This window comes from Pseudomonas sp. RGM2987, from assembly GCF_022952855.1.
Taxonomy (GTDB): Bacteria; Pseudomonadota; Gammaproteobacteria; order Pseudomonadales; family Pseudomonadaceae; genus Aquipseudomonas.
This window is the reverse complement of sequence record NZ_JALJDX010000200.1, coordinates 14,604-29,219: the sequence shown is the minus strand read 5'-3', so window position 1 is coordinate 29,219 and position 14,616 is coordinate 14,604. Positions and strand designations below refer to the sequence as shown.

The 14,616-nt window shown below is 59.0% G+C and carries 12 protein-coding genes; all 12 read left to right on the top strand.

The window, feature by feature from the left end:
* Positions 1-456 precede the first annotated feature (456 nt).
* On the top strand, positions 457-2,013 hold the full coding sequence (tssA, locus tag RGM2987_RS15550; RefSeq protein WP_245142738.1) for a type VI secretion system protein TssA: 1,557 nt from the start codon (positions 457-459) through the stop codon (positions 2,011-2,013).
* 33 nt (positions 2,014-2,046) lie between these two features.
* The gene (tssB, locus tag RGM2987_RS15545; RefSeq protein ID WP_245142736.1) at positions 2,047-2,550 is read left to right on the top strand and encodes a type VI secretion system contractile sheath small subunit; all 504 of its coding nucleotides are present in this window, start codon (positions 2,047-2,049) and stop codon (positions 2,548-2,550) included.
* A gap of 25 nt (positions 2,551-2,575) precedes the next feature.
* On the top strand, positions 2,576-4,051 hold the full coding sequence (gene tssC / locus RGM2987_RS15540) for a type VI secretion system contractile sheath large subunit (protein ID WP_245142734.1): 1,476 nt from the start codon (positions 2,576-2,578) through the stop codon (positions 4,049-4,051).
* A 9-nt stretch (positions 4,052-4,060) separates the two neighbouring features.
* Positions 4,061-4,471 (top strand): type VI secretion system baseplate subunit TssE, encoded by a 411-nt coding sequence (gene tssE, locus RGM2987_RS15535; RefSeq protein ID WP_245142731.1) that lies wholly within the window; start codon positions 4,061-4,063, stop codon positions 4,469-4,471.
* 6 nt (positions 4,472-4,477) lie between these two features.
* Positions 4,478-6,265 (top strand): type VI secretion system baseplate subunit TssF, encoded by a 1,788-nt coding sequence (gene tssF / locus RGM2987_RS15530; protein WP_245142728.1) that lies wholly within the window; start codon positions 4,478-4,480, stop codon positions 6,263-6,265.
* Positions 6,229-7,248, top strand: coding sequence for a type VI secretion system baseplate subunit TssG (gene tssG / locus RGM2987_RS15525; RefSeq protein ID WP_245142726.1), 1,020 nt, complete (start codon positions 6,229-6,231; stop codon positions 7,246-7,248). Before tssF ends, tssG begins: the two co-directional genes overlap by 37 nt.
* Complete coding sequence (tssH, locus tag RGM2987_RS15520; protein WP_245142724.1) at positions 7,245-9,827, top strand: type VI secretion system ATPase TssH; 2,583 nt, start codon at positions 7,245-7,247, stop codon at positions 9,825-9,827. The genes tssG and tssH overlap by 4 nt, the downstream gene beginning before the upstream one ends.
* A 10-nt stretch (positions 9,828-9,837) precedes the next feature.
* Complete coding sequence (locus tag RGM2987_RS15515) at positions 9,838-11,355, top strand: sigma 54-interacting transcriptional regulator (RefSeq protein ID WP_245142722.1); 1,518 nt, start codon at positions 9,838-9,840, stop codon at positions 11,353-11,355.
* A gap of 61 nt (positions 11,356-11,416) precedes the next feature.
* A complete protein-coding gene (locus RGM2987_RS15510) occupies positions 11,417-11,557 on the top strand; it encodes a type VI secretion protein (RefSeq protein ID WP_245142720.1) in 141 nt (46 codons plus the stop codon).
* Positions 11,558-11,576: 19 nt separating this feature from the next.
* The gene (tagH, locus tag RGM2987_RS15505) at positions 11,577-12,779 is read left to right on the top strand and encodes a type VI secretion system-associated FHA domain protein TagH (protein WP_245142718.1); all 1,203 of its coding nucleotides are present in this window, start codon (positions 11,577-11,579) and stop codon (positions 12,777-12,779) included.
* A 5-nt stretch (positions 12,780-12,784) separates the two neighbouring features.
* Complete coding sequence (tssJ, locus tag RGM2987_RS15500; protein WP_245142716.1) at positions 12,785-13,288, top strand: type VI secretion system lipoprotein TssJ; 504 nt, start codon at positions 12,785-12,787, stop codon at positions 13,286-13,288.
* The gene (tssK, locus tag RGM2987_RS15495) at positions 13,285-14,616 is read left to right on the top strand and encodes a type VI secretion system baseplate subunit TssK (protein WP_245142713.1); all 1,332 of its coding nucleotides are present in this window, start codon (positions 13,285-13,287) and stop codon (positions 14,614-14,616) included. Before tssJ ends, tssK begins: the two co-directional genes overlap by 4 nt.

The window sequence follows — 14,616 nt, the reverse complement described above, 5'->3', positions numbered from 1 at the left end:
ACCGGGGTTTGCCGCCGTCCCGTGGCGAGGGAGCTTGCTCCCGCTCGGCGGCGAAGCCGTCGCAAGCCGGTCGAAAGAATGCGGCCCTGCATACATAAAAATGTCTACGTACCCTGTTTCGTTCAAGGAAAAACCTGGCCGAATCGAATAATGGAACGATTTGAAATATTTAATTAAGGAAAATAATAGATTTGCTCTGAGCAGAGTCGGCTTTTGAAACTTCCAGTGAGGATTTGAATTTCGGATTTTTATAAAAAAGCGAAATTTCCTACTTTTTTATTCTTTGATTCTTGGCATTCTTCGGGGCCTTCGAAAGGCTGGCGTCGCCGCTTGCTGCCGTAGGGCGAGCACCGGTTGCATAAGGCGAAACTTCCTACAAGCAACCTTGAAAGTTCAACACGAATAACCCGATCGCTCAATGTAACCCCATTAAGAAAGTTTCAAGCAGGCTCGTGAATGCCGTACTCCGAAAAGCTCTCCATCCATTATCTGGCTATAGCCAGAAGTCCCATTTCCCAAGAGAGTTTTGTGGGCGCAGACGTACGCTTTTCAAACGAATACGAAGCATTGGAACGCGAGTTGAATAAAGCCCAATCGATGCACGGAAGCGGCCAGGTCGACTGGTCAAAGATTGTTGAAGGCAGTGAGCAACTGCTACGCGTCCAGTCGAAGGATCTGCGTGTCGCGGCGTGGCTGACCTGGGCGTTGTATCAGTGTGAGTCGTACCGGGGCTTGCTGGCCGGAATCAGCCTGCTGCAGCACTTGTGTCATCACCATTGGCCAGAGGTGCATCCGCTCAGAAACCGAACCCGTGCCGCCAGCATTGGTTGGCTGGTGCCTCGCCTGGAGCAGGCATTGGGCGATGACGTAGCGATCAAGGAACAATTACCGATGTTTCGTCATCTGGCGGAACAACTTGAAAGCCTCGAAGCTATCTGTAGTACCCGGCTGGGCGATGAAGCGCCTCTGCTGTTGCCGTTGTGCCGACGGCTCAACACCATGATCCTGCGTACAACCGAAAACCTGCCCCAGCCAGGCGCCATCCAGGCGGTTGTGGCTCAAGTCAAACAAGTCGCCACTCAGTTACTCGCCCCTGGCGCTCCCATTGAAAACGAAAAAGACGCCCACAGGGCTCTGCGCGCGCAGGAGGAAGGCGCTCGGCCGTTATGTGCCTGGTGGCTCAAGCAAAAAGCGACTGATGTCCGCGCCCTGCGCCTTAATCGAACTTTGCTCTGGCTTACCGTCGACGTCTTGCCCGAGCGAAACGCCGAACAGATCACGCCGCTTCGCGGGCTGCCGGCAGACAAGCTGAAAATGTTTTCGGACGGTTTCCGGCAAGGGCACTACGCGGACGTGCTTGTGGAAATCGAGGCCAGCCTGGCGAAGGCGCCGTTCTGGCTCGATGGCCACAGGCTCACCTGGGAATGCCTGCAAGGTTTGAATGCCGAGCAGGGCATGCGTGAGGTCGAGATCCATTTCGCATTGTTTATCGAGCGTCTGCCGGGAGTCATAGACCTGCGTTGGCATGACGGGGTGGCTTTCGCCGATCCGGCTACTCAGGCCTGGATCGAAACTCACATAAAGCCTCACCTACGAATCGCCAGCCCTGTGCCCAGTATCGATGTCATAGGCAACCCGGCTCCTTGGGAGCAGGCCTTCGAACAAGCCCAATCGATCCTGCGCCAGGAAGGGCTCAAATCTGCCATCCGTTCGATAAGGCAAGGCATGCAGAACGTCCTGGGTGCTCGCGAGCGGTTCCTCTGGCGGTTTGCAATGGCCCGCCTGTGCTTCTCGGCCAAGAAATACGAACTTGCCAAGGTTCAACTCGAGGCGCTCGACCAGATGCTGCAACGTGCCGAGCTGCATGTATGGGAGCCCGAACTCGCGCTCCAGGTGCTGCATCTGCTTCACGACTGCTGCGAGTTATTGCCCCAGAGCCACACCGTGCGTGAGCACAGGGAAGAAGTCTATCGAAGGTTGTGTCATCTCGACCTGGAACGGGTCATCGAATAGGCCTCCGGGTCCCTAGAACGTAAGGAGAAAATCATGGCCAGAGAAGGCTCTGTCGCCCCTAAGGAACGCATCAACATCACCTTCAAACCCGCTACCGGCGGCGCCCAGGAGGAGATCGAACTGCCGCTGAAGCTGTTGGCGATCGGTGACTACACCCATCGCAAGGACGAACGCAACGTCGAGGATCGCAAACCGATCAGTATCGACAAGACGACGTTCGATGAAGTGCTGGCCAAGCAAGAGCTGAGCCTGACGCTGAGCGTATCGAACCGCCTTCAGCAAGAGAGTGAGACACAAGAGCTGGCTGTACAGCTGCGCGTGCGCTCAATGAAGGACTTCACCCCTGCGAATCTGGTCGACCAGGTGCCGGAGCTCAACAAGCTCATGCAATTGCGCAACGCGCTGGTGGCGCTTAAGGGCCCGTTGGGTAACGCGCCTGCGTTTCGCAAAGCGATCGAAAACGTGCTCGCCGACGAGGATTCTCGCAGTCGAGTATTGAACGAACTGGGCTTGAGCACCGCCGTCCAGGACGCCTGAACCGTTGAGTCAAGGAAGCTAGATAATGAGCACCCGTGCAGCGCAGCAGATAAGCAGTGAACACAACGAACAGAGCATTCTCGACGGCATCATCGCGCAAACCCGTCTTTCCCCGGATGACGAGGCCTACAGCATTGCCAAGCGTGGCGTATCGGCATTTATCGAAGAGCTGCTGAAGCCGCATAACAGTGGCGAGCCAGTCAAGAAAGCCATGGCTGACCGCATGATCGCCGAGATCGATGCCAAGCTCAGTCGCCAGATGGACGAAATTCTTCACCATCGCGACTTTCAGGCGCTTGAGTCAGCCTGGCGCGGGCTGCAATTGCTGGTTGATCGCACCAACTTCCGCGAAAACATCAAGATTGAAATGCTCAATGTCTCCAAGAGCGACTTGTTGGACGATTTCGACGATTCCCCGGAAATCATGCAATCAGGCCTCTACAAGCACGTCTACACAGCTGAATACGGGCAGTTCGGTGGGCAACCGGTAGGGGCGATCATTGCTAACTATTTCATGTCTCCCAGTGCGCCCGATGTGAAACTGATGCAGTACGTGTCCAGCGTTGCCTGCATGTCCCATGCACCCTTCATCGCGGCAGCCGGGCCGAGCTTCTTCGGCCTGGAAAGCTTCACTGGCCTGCCAGATATCAAGGATCTGAAGGACCACTTCGAAGGACCGCAATTCGCCAAGTGGCAAAGCTTGCGCCAATCCGAAGATGCTCGATATATCGCCCTGACCGTGCCGCGTTTCCTGTTGCGCAACCCATACGATCCCGAGGAGAACCCGGTCAAGTCCTTTGCCTACAAGGAGACCGTTGCCAACAGCCACGAGCATTACCTGTGGGGCAATACCGCGTATGCGCTGGGAACTCGGCTGACCAACAGTTTTGCCAGGTTCCGCTGGTGCCCGAACATCGTGGGTCCTCAAAGCGGCGGCGCAGTTGAAGACCTGCCGTTGCACCACTTCGAAAGCATGGGTGAAATCGAAACCAAGATTCCGACAGAGGTGCTGGTCTCCGATCGCCGTGAATACGAACTGGCGGAAGAAGGCTTCATTTCCCTGACCATGCGCAAAGGCAGCGATAACGCCGCGTTCTTCTCCGCCAGCTCGGTGCAGAAGGCCAGGTTTTTCGGCACCAGCGCCGACGACAAACAGGCGGAGCTGAACTACAAGCTGGGCACCCAACTGCCGTACATGATGATCGTCAATCGTTTGGCTCATTACTTGAAAGTCCTCCAGCGCGAGCAACTGGGGTCGTGGAAGGAGCGCACGGATCTGGAAAGGGAGCTCAACAACTGGATCCGCCAGTACGTTGCCGACCAGGAAAACCCCAGTGCCGAGGTCCGGGGGCGTCGTCCGTTGCGTGCGGCGAAGATCGTCGTCAGCGATGTGGAAGGTGAACCGGGCTGGTATCGCGTAGGCCTGAATGTACGGCCCCACTTCAAATACATGGGGGCTGATTTCACCTTGTCGCTGGTCGGCAAGCTGGACAAGGCGTAGGCGCGCCTCATGACATACGGCAGTCTTTTTGAGCGCCTTGGCGGTGACGTCGAAAAACGGGTGGGTCTTAGTCGCGAGTCATGCGTTACGGCATCCGTGGCTGCTCATTTGGCGAAGATGCTCAGTACCCGCGCAGGCAGCGTGCAAACGTCAACTGATTTCGGATTGCCGGATCTCAATGACATGCGCTTGGGCCTGCACGATGCAATGACTCAGGGCCGTGTGGGGATCCAGGCGTTCGTCGAGGCCTATGAACCCCGCCTCAGAAATGTTCGTGTCGCTTCAAGGGCAAGTGACGGCGATCCGCTTCGGCTGTCCTTCAGCATCGACGCGGTGCTGGAGGTTGGAAATCTGAAGCGGCAGGTCAGCTTTTGCGCATGCCTGGACGGCAGTGGACGGGTCAAGGTCAGACAAGGATAGCCTCGCATGTCTTTTAATCATTACTACCAAAGCGAGCTGACGGCGCTTCGCCAGTTGGGCGTACGTTTCGCCGAACGCAACCCTGCGTTGGCTCCCTTTCTTGGACAGGCCGGGCAGGACCCGGATGTGGAGCGGCTGCTGGAGGGCTTCGCCTTCTTGACGGGGCGCTTGCGCCAGAAGCTCGATGATCAGTTGCCGGAACTGAGTCATTCGTTGATGCAACTGTTGTGGCCGAACTATATGAGGCCATTGCCCGCCTTTGGCATGTTGCAGTTCGACCCGCTAAGGCGGCCCGGCCCTGCACTGCGCGTGGAACGTGATACGCCGGTGCAGAGCAAGCCTGTCGAAGAGGTGTGTTGTCGCTTTCTGACCTGTTATCCAACGGACGTCCTGGCACTGGAGCTGACAGGCTTGAATTATTCGGTGAAAGGCGAAGGTTCGCTGCTGAATCTGCGGCTGGAGATGTGTTGCGATGGGCATTTCGGCGAGCTGAAAATGAGCCGTTTGCGCCTGCACTTCGCCGGTGAGCGCTACATCAGCCAGATGCTCTACCTAAGTTTGTTACGTAACCTTGAGCGTATCGAGTTGGTTGCGCTGGACGGCGCCGGCGCAGCCCTCAAGGCTGCGGATGGCAGTCCCGTCACGTTCAGGATGGCGCCCGACAGTGTGCAGCCGGTAGGGTTTGCCGAAGAGGAGGCCCTGCTTCCATATCCGCTGAATACCTTTCGCGGTTATCGCTATCTGCAGGAGTATTTTGCTTTCCAGGACAAGTTTCTGTTTGTCGACGTCATTGGCCTTGATGTGATCAATACCTTGCAGGCCGATAGCTTCAAACAGATGCGTGGTCTGGATCTGCGCTTCGATATTGGCAGAAGCGCTCTCCAGCGGATGCGCCCGACACTGGAAAACGTAAAGCTCTACTGCACGCCGATCGTCAATCTGTTCAAGCATGACGCGCAGCCTATCCGCCTGGATGGCAAGCAGGATGAATATCCATTGCTGCCGGCTGACTACGAACAGAAGCATTGCGCTGTGTTTTCGGTAGAAAGCGTCACGGGCTGGAAGCCTGGCGGTCTGGGTTATCAGGCCTATGTACCGTTCGAATCCTTTGAACACGACGCAAGCTTTGACGTGTCCCAGGACCGCCCTTATTACAGCGTTCGCCACCGGCCTTCGTCACTGTATGGCGGTCTCGATACCCGCCTGGGCTTTGGGGCGCAACACGTTAGGCCTCATGAAACCCTATCCATAGAGCTGATGTGCACCAATCGGGATCTCTCCTGTCGGCTCAAGCCGGGTGACATCGATCAACCTGGAGACAAAACTCCGGACTCGTTGAGTTTTCGCAACATTGGCCGGGTGACACCGAGCTTCGCACCTCCGCTCGATCACGGCTTCCTCTGGAAGTTGATCAGCAACATGTCCCTCAACTACCTGTCGCTGGCAAACGTCAATGCGCTCAAGGTAATCCTCAAGACCTACGATTTTGCGCGGTACTACGACGAGCAGGCAGAGAAAGTCAGCAAGCGTTTGCTCGACGGGCTCAAGTCGATCAGGCATCAGCCTGTCGACCGGCTGCATCGGGGCTTGCCGGTTCGTGGCCTGCGCACGGAACTGACTATCGATCCACAGGGCTATATCGGCGAGGGCGACCTGTTCATCTTCGCTTCGGTCCTCAATGAGTTTTTCGCGTTGTATGCCAGCCTCAACTCGTATCACGAACTGCGGGTGACCAGCACACAAGGAGAGGTGTACCAATGGGCACCCCGTATGGGACAGCAGCCGCTTCTATAAGCGCGCTGACAAAAGGGATACGCGAGTACTCGTTGTTTCAGGCGGTGCTGCTGGTCGTCAATCAGCTGCGCGAGGCCCATCCTGAGCTCGATGATGAAACGCTATACGAACGGTTGGAGTTCCAGGCCAACCCGAGCCTGGGGTTTGCCTCCAGCGATATTGACCGCGTCGAGTTTTTCGAAGAGCACGGCCAGGTACGGGCGCGCGTGCGCCTGAACCTGCTCAGCCTGGTTGGAGCGGGATCGCCGCTCCCGGCGTTCTATGGTGAACAGGCCCTGGGTGAGGCGGGCAGTAATCCGACTCTCCAGTTCCTCGACGTGTTCCACCATCGTCTCCATCGATTGATGCTGCCGATCTGGCGCAAATACCGCTATTGCGCAAGCTTTCAAAGAGGGGCTGGAGACCCGTTTTCGCAACAGCTGTTTGCCCTGGTCGGCCTGGGCGGCGAAGAGCTTCGCAAGGCCAGCCACCTGAACTGGCGGCGCCTGCTGCCGTACCTGGGGCTGCTGAGCCTGCGAGCTCATTCAGCGGCGCTGATCGAAGCCGTCCTGCGTTATTACTTCAAGCACGCCGAACTCAATCTCGAACAATGCCTCGAGCGTCGGGTAGTCATTCCTGGCGAGCAGTGCAATCGCCTTGGGAGCGCCCACAGCCGGTTGAGCAACGACCTGGTCCTCGGCGAACGGGTGCGCGACCGCGGCGGCAGGTTCCGGATCCATATCAGTGGGCTGGACTGGCAACGCTTCCATGAATTCCTGCCTATAGGTATCGGTTACCAGCCGCTGTGTTCGTTGGTGCGATTCACCCTGCGCGATCCCCTGGAATACGACATTCGCCTGGTCCTGCGTCAGCAGCAAATACGTGACTTGCGCATCGGCGGGCAGAACACCTGCCGCCTGGGATGGACCAGTTGGCTGGGGCGCGAGCGCGCTGATGGCGTGGTGATCCTCGGCAGCAAAACTCATCAGGAATGGACAACATGATCAACGTAGACCTTCAGCAACTTATCCAGGCGCTGGACGCTGAAACGCGAAGCGACCTGGAGCGCTCGGCCGAGCATTGCGTAGCCCGCGGCGCGGACAAAGTGCTGGTGGAAGACCTGGTGCTCAGTCTGCTGGGGCGTGCGCAGGGCCTGCTCGTACGTGCCTTGCAGGATGCCCGGATAAGTGTTGGCGAACTAAGCGCCGCCCTGCAACCGCAGATGGGACACAGCGCTTCGCGCAATCCGGTATTCGCGCCCGAGCTGGTGCAATGGTTGCAGGATGCTTTGTTGGTCGCCCATCTCGAACTGGGTCAAAGCCAGGTCGGACAAGCGGCGTTGATCCTGGCGTTGCTACATAACCCGCTTCGCTATGCCGGTAGTACTTACCAGGCATTGCTTGGCAGGTTGAGTGTCGACCGACTCAAGGAACTGACCTCGCAGCCGCACCAGTCGGGCCCCGATCGAACCGCGGCGATGAACGCCAACCTGCTGGAGCAGTTCACCCATAACCTGACCCGGCAGGCTCGCGAGGGCCAGCTCGACCCTGTGCTTTGTCGGGACGGCGAGATCAGGCAGATGATCGATATCCTCGTTCGCCGGCGCAAGAATAATCCAATCGTGGTCGGTGAAGCCGGGGTGGGCAAGACGGCCATTGTCGAAGGGCTGGCCTTGCGCATTGCGGCCGGGGAAGTGCCGGCAGTGCTTGAGGGTGTGGAACTGCTGGCACTGGACATGGGGCTGCTGCAGGCCGGCGCCAGCATCAAAGGTGAGTTCGAGCGGCGCTTCAAGGGCGTGATCGAGGACGTTAAGGCCTCCCCCAGCCCCATCATCTTGTTTATCGACGAGGCACACACCCTGATTGGTGCCGGCAACAACGCCGGCGCCTCCGACGCCGCCAACCTGCTCAAACCGGCTCTGGCCCGGGGCGAGCTACGCACCATCGCTGCCACCACCTGGACCGAGTACAAAAAATATTTCGAAAAGGACCCGGCCCTGGCCCGCCGTTTCCAACCGGTCCAATTGCACGAGCCGACTGTCGATCAAGCCGTGACGATCCTGCGGGGGCTGGCTCAGGTCTATGAAAGCAGCCACGGCATTTATCTGCGAGATGATGCTGTGGTCGCGGCGGCGCAGTTGTCGGCTCGCTATCTGACCGGTCGTCAGTTGCCGGACAAGGCCGTGGATGTGCTCGACACCGCCTGTGCCCGTGTGCGCATCAGCTTGGCTGCTGCGCCTCCAGGCCTTGAGCGATTGCGTGGCGAGCAGGCAGAAGGTGCACGCCAGCGGTATGCATTGCGCCGCGACGCGGAGGCTGGATTGCCGATCGATCCCCAGGCATTGGACGCGTTGGAGAAACGCCTGCAAGCCATTGATCTCGAACACCGGACCCTGGAAATCCAATGGTCCGAGCAACGCATCCTTGCCGAGCGTCTGTTATCTCTGCGACGGCAGTTGGCCGGGGCGCGTGAGATCAAAGGTGATCAGCTTCTGGGTGTCGAGGCCCTGGAGGAGGCGCTGCACGAGACCCACCGCTTATTGGTAGCGGCGCAGGTCCAGGAGCGGCTGGTCAGCTTCGAAGTCTGCCCGCGACTGGTGGCTGAAGTGATCAGTGCCTGGACCGGCGTGCCGCTGGCACAGCTGGCTCGGGAGCATAACGCCAAGGTCGCCAGTTTCGCCGCGGACATGCGTGCCCGGATTCGAGGCCAGGAACAGGCGGTACAGGCGCTCGATCGGGCGATGCGCGCCGCCGCTTCAGGCCTGAACAGGTCCGATGCCCCGGTGGGGGTGTTTTTGTTGGTCGGGCCCAGCGGAGTCGGCAAGACCGAAACGGCGCATGCCCTTGCCGACCTTTTGTATGGAGGTGATCGCTTCATCACCACGCTCAACATGGCCGAGTTTCAGGAAAGACATACGGTTTCCCGGCTGATCGGCGCACCACCGGGCTATGTTGGCTTTGGCGAAGGCGGCATGCTCACCGAAGCCGTTCGTCAAAAACCTTATTCCGTCGTGTTGCTTGACGAGGTGGAGAAAGCCGATCCGGATGTGTTGAACCTGTTTTACCAAATCTTCGACAAAGGCCTGGCCAATGACGGTGAAGGGCGGGAAATCGATTTCCGTAACACCCTCATATTGATGACGTCCAATCTGGGCAGCGAACGTATCGCCGAACTGTGCGAAAGCGACGAGGCACCGAGTGCCGAACGCCTCGAGGATGCGATTCGCCCGATCCTGAGCGAGCATTTCAAGCCCGCGCTGTTGGCGCGTATGTGCGTGGTGCCTTATTTGCCGGTCGATGGGGCAGTTCTACGTGAATTGGTGCAAGCCAAGCTCGATCGATGGGGCGAGCGGCTGCGTCGCCGCCAGATGGGCTTCAGCTACTGTGAAGCTCTGGTGGGACATCTGGTCGAGCGTTGCACCCGCAGCGACAGCGGCGCGCGGCGGATTGACCGTCTGTTGGACCGACACCTGACGCCGCTGGTCGCCGACCGGTTGCTGGCGGCCATGGCAGGGGCCGACCCGTTGCGGCATGTACATGCCACGCTCAACAGCGACGCGGGCGTAGTTTGCGAGTTCAACTGAGGTGGGTGCGATGTTGAGAGAGATCGCGCATCCGCTGGCCTATGCAGAAGCGCTCCTGGCACAGTTTTCCAGCCTTTCGCGTGCTGCGGACGGTGCTGCCTTGATGGAAGACTTCATCCGGGGCGTGGCGCGACTCAGCGATTGTGAGTTGGTGCAGTTGTACCTGTGTGATGCAAGCCACACCCGCCTCGAGCTGGACATCGAATGCCTGGAAGATCACTTGCATTTTCGTGATCACGGCGGCCTGCCGTCCGACTATCACGATGAGCAACTGCTGCAATACGCCCTGCGCCAGAACCGCGTCGTGTGCCTTGATGCGGTGGGTGAAAGCCTGCACGAAACCCGTTTCCTGCCGCCCCGGGCCATGCCATGGCAGTCCTTGCTCTGCGTGCCCCTCGTCAATTCCCAGGACGACACGAAGGGGCTATTGCTGTGTGCGAGCGCTGAGCACCTCGATCTGCAAGGGTTCGCTCAATCCCTTGCACAGCTTGGGGCGTTCGCCCTTAGGCAGATGCATCTGTTGCGCCGTCCGTGCCGTCCCGTCGAAGAACACGTGCTGCCCACCACACACTTGCCGCAAGGTAATGGCTTCGGCCTCATCGGCAAGAGTGCGGCGATGCGCAAGACTTGTGCACTGATCAGTAAAGTGCTGCACAGTCCCTTCACAGTCCTGTTGCAAGGGGAGACCGGCACCGGTAAAGAGGTGGTAGCCCGGGCGATCCACGACCATGGCCAGCGTCGGTCCAAGGCCTACATCGTGCAGAACTGCGCCGCGGTTCCCGAGAACCTGCTGGAAAGTGAGCTTTTTGGTTATCGCAAAGGCGCGTTCACCGGTGCGGACCGGGATCGGGCCGGGTTGTTCGATGCGGCCAACGGTGGCACGTTGTTGCTCGATGAAATTGGCGACATGCCATTAGCCCTTCAAGCCAAATTGCTGCGCGTATTGCAGGAAGGGGAAATCCGTCCGTTGGGGTCTAACGACACCCACACCGTGGACGTGCGCATCATCGCCGCGACCCATCGCGATCTGAAAAAGCTTATGGAAGAGGGCAGGTTCCGCGAAGACCTGTATTACCGCCTCGCACAGTTCCCGATCCTGTTGCCGGCGTTGCGTCAGCGCGAAGGCGACATCATCGAGTTGGCGCGGCATTTTGCAGATAAGGCCTGCACACTCCTGCAATGCGATCCGGTGTGTTGGTCAGCGGCAGCGCTCGATCACCTGGCCGCCTATGGCTTCCCCGGAAACATACGAGAACTCAAGAGCATCGTTGAAAGAGCAGTGCTGCTGTGCGAAGGCGGCGAACTGCTTGTCGAGCATTTCGCGTTGCACATCGATACCCCATCCGAGCGCGGCCGCGTAGGCCTGCGCGAACGACTGGCACAAATCGAGCGTCGCCTGCTGGTCGACTGCCTGCGCGAGAACAACGGCAACAAGACCCGTGCCGCCCGGGAGCTGGGCCTGCCGTTGCGCACCCTGCTTTACCGCCTGTCACGCCTGAAGGTCGAGCGCAAAGACTTCGATGATTGAACTCGTTCTTCGGCCATTCATACCCGTGCCGCTGCGGCCCTTTCGTTTACGGAGATTTCCGATGCCTGTCTTTCCATGGCGAGCCGTCCTGCTGACCTTCGTCCTGCCCATCGCCCTCAGCGGCTGCAGCGGCAACTACAAATTCAACGACAGTGAATATCGCCCCCTGGGTGATCCGGAGGCGGTGAACCGTGGCGGTTGACCCCAAGGAGCTTCTATAGATGGAACTTGTTTTCGAAGTGCTCAACACCAGGCAGTTCATCGCGGCACAGCTGTGTCAAAAAGCCTTCGGGCCAGCCGGCGGCGTGATCGGGCGTGGCGAGGATTGCGACTGGGTCATTCCTGATCGTCGACGTCTGCTTTCCAAGCGACACGCGGTGGTCAGCTATCGCGAGGAGGCATTTTTCCTGACCGATACCAGCGGCAACGGTACGACCCATCGGGCAAGTGGCGCACGCCTGGCCAAGGGCGAGCCGGTCCGTATACAGGACGGCGATGCCTACATCATGGGGGATGTCGAGGTCCTGGCGCGGCTGGTCCCGGGAGAGGGTAGCAGTATGGCCGCAACAGGGCGCTCGACCCTGATGGGCAATCTGATTCCGGACGACGTCTTTCTAGACCTTGATCCGTTGAAAGCGTTGGACCAACAAGAGCGCGCTTCTCGGGACATAGATGAGTTGATAAGCCCCACTGCCGTGTCGCCGGATGCCCTTGGCCGTTCGGATTACGCCCGCATCGACCTCGAAAGCCTGCTGTTGCCGGAGCTGGTCGAAGCGCCCGTCGAGTCTGGGCCTGAGCCGATTCCGCCTGCCGCCGTTGTCGATCATCCACGCGACGCTTTCTGGAAGCGCTTCGGTGCTGCCCTGGGCCTTGATCTTGAGAATCTGGACGGCGATGCACGTGAAGCCCTGGCCATCAGCGCGGCGCAGTTGCTCAAGCAAAGCGTCCACGGTTTGCAGCAGGGCTTGCGCACTCAGTCGGTGTTGAAAAACGAGCTGCGTCTGTCCCAGTTCCCCATTCACGACGAACAGCGGAGCCCGCTCCAATGCACCGACGATACCCGGCCTGCCTTGAAAAAGCTGCTGCTCCCGGACACGCCATCCCTGTTGCCGGCCGATCAGGTCATTGCCCGGGCGTACCGGGACCTGCAAGCCCACCAGGTGGCTCTGCTTTCAGCCAGTCGGGCGACCCTGCGTGCAACGCTGGAGCATTTTTCGCCCCGGCAATTGATCCTTCGCATGGCGCGGGAGCACAAACCCTTGATCACCACCTCGGGTCACTACTGGAAGGCTTATGGCCGTTATCACCAGGATCTGTGCCAGGACGACGACTGGACCGAGCGCGTTTTGGCCCGCGATTTCTCTCGCGCCTATGAAGAGCAGGTTCGTCTGGTGTCCAGCCTGCAAACCGAGTACCACGGATGACGACCATGTCTCGTTGCACGATGTTTTTATTCAGGATCATGACGGTGCTAGGCACGATGTTGCTGTTGACCGGGTGTGCCGCGCTGTCGCCCTTTTCGACGATGACCAAGCTCAATCTCACGTTGATCGCCAGCGACCAGCTCAATCCTGATCTCTATGGACGGCCATCGCCGGTGGTGGTGCGATTGTTCGAACTCAAGCATCCGGTGGCGTTCGAGAATGCTGATTTCCTCAGCCTCTATAAGCGAGCGAGGGAAACCTTGTCCCCCGACCTGATCTCCAGCGAAGAGCTGGAACTGCGCCCCGGTGAAAGCGTCGAGTTCCGGCTCAGCATTGCCGCCCAGGGGCGTTACGTTGGCGTGCTTGCGGCTTATCGTGACCTGCCGCATGTCCGCTGGCGCCACACCCTGCCAATAACAGCACAGCAGCTGACCGAAGCGCACCTGGTCCTGGATCAGAAAGGCATCTTCAACACGCTTGCTACGGTGCCAAAGGAGGCAGGCCGATGAACCACGATAAAGTCATCTGGCAAGAAGGCATGTTGTTGCGCCCGCAGCATCTGCAACACAACGACCGCTATCTTGACCACCAACTCAGGCTACGCACCCGGTTGCTGGCCAGTTATGCCTGGGGCTTCCTGACGCTGGAAATCGACCGGCAGTTTCTCAACATGGGCCAGTTGGTGATCAGCCAGGCCAGTGGCGTACTGCCAGACGGGACCTTGTTCGAGTCCGGGGGCAGCACCGAACCGCTGATCCTGGAAATACCTTCCAGCACCAGCAATACACCGGTCTACCTCGCGCTGCCTTTGGTGACTGGCAATCACATCGAGTCTAGGCGTCCTGAACAGTCTGATGTGCTGGCGCGCTATACCACATACGACGTGCAGGTGGCCGATTCCAACGCCGCAAGTGCCAGCCAGAGCCAGATCAGTTGTGGCCGGCCAGATCTGCGCCTGCTGCTGGGAGAGCAACAGAGCGACCATGCGTTCGTGAAACTCAAGCTCTGCGAGATCCTTGACGCCACGGCAGACGGCGTCATCAGGCTCGACCCGGATTTTGTGCCGAGCTTTATCCAGGCGCGCTCATCCCACTATCTGCAGTCATGCCTGAAGGAGATCATCGGCATGCTTGCCCATCGTGGCGACAGCCTCGCCGAGCGGATTCGTTCCAATGGCAAGGTGGGGGGCGCGCAGGTCGGCGATTTCATGATGCTGCAGCTGATCAATCGCAGCGAATTGTTGCTGCGCCATTACCTGGATCTGGAGCAAGTGCATCCCGAAGCGCTGTACCAGGCGCTGTTGACGCTGTTGGGCGACCTGGCGACCTTCTCCAGTGACAGCAAACGCCCGCCGCTCAACAACCGTTACCAGCACAGCGACCAGGGCACGTGTTTTCGAAGCCTGATGCAAGCGATCCGGCAGGTGTTGTCGATGGTGCTCGAGCAGCATGCCATTGAGCTGCAACTGCAGGCGCGCCAATACGGCATCTTCGTCTCGCAGCTAAAGGATCTTTCACTGCTGGACTCGGCGTCGTTCGTACTGGCGGCCAGTGCCAGCTGCGATGGCGAAGGGCTGCGCCAGCGGTTGCCGTCGCATCTGAAGATCAGTTCGGTGGAGCGCATCCGGCAATTGGTCAACCTGCACCTGCCGGGCATCAGGATCAGGCCTCTGCCGGTGGCGCCGCGGCAGATCGCGTTCCATGCCAACAAGACCTACTTCATCCTCGAGCTCAGCGCCGAAGACCTGGTTCAACTGAAGCAATCTGCTGGCTTTGCATTCCATGTGTCCGGGGATTTTGCCGAGCTTGAGCTGAACTTTTGGGCCATCAGGAACTGA

Excerpts from the sequence above, each read along its gene's own strand:
- tssJ (WP_245142716.1), top strand. The coding sequence starts at position 12,785 with ATGTCTCGTTGCACGATGTTTTTATTCAGGATCATGACGGTGCTAGGC.
- tssE (WP_245142731.1), top strand. The coding sequence starts at position 4,061 with ATGACATACGGCAGTCTTTTTGAGCGCCTTGGCGGTGACGTCGAAAAA.
- tssB (WP_245142736.1), top strand. The coding sequence starts at position 2,047 with ATGGCCAGAGAAGGCTCTGTCGCCCCTAAGGAACGCATCAACATCACC.
- tssK (WP_245142713.1), top strand. The coding sequence starts at position 13,285 with ATGAACCACGATAAAGTCATCTGGCAAGAAGGCATGTTGTTGCGCCCG.
- RGM2987_RS15515 (WP_245142722.1), top strand. The coding sequence starts at position 9,838 with ATGTTGAGAGAGATCGCGCATCCGCTGGCCTATGCAGAAGCGCTCCTG.
- tssA (WP_245142738.1), top strand. The coding sequence starts at position 457 with ATGCCGTACTCCGAAAAGCTCTCCATCCATTATCTGGCTATAGCCAGA.
- tssF (WP_245142728.1), top strand. The coding sequence starts at position 4,478 with ATGTCTTTTAATCATTACTACCAAAGCGAGCTGACGGCGCTTCGCCAG.
- tssC (WP_245142734.1), top strand. The coding sequence starts at position 2,576 with ATGAGCACCCGTGCAGCGCAGCAGATAAGCAGTGAACACAACGAACAG.
- tagH (WP_245142718.1), top strand. The coding sequence starts at position 11,577 with ATGGAACTTGTTTTCGAAGTGCTCAACACCAGGCAGTTCATCGCGGCA.
- RGM2987_RS15510 (WP_245142720.1), top strand. The coding sequence starts at position 11,417 with ATGCCTGTCTTTCCATGGCGAGCCGTCCTGCTGACCTTCGTCCTGCCC.
- tssG (WP_245142726.1), top strand. The coding sequence starts at position 6,229 with ATGGGCACCCCGTATGGGACAGCAGCCGCTTCTATAAGCGCGCTGACA.
- tssH (WP_245142724.1), top strand. The coding sequence starts at position 7,245 with ATGATCAACGTAGACCTTCAGCAACTTATCCAGGCGCTGGACGCTGAA.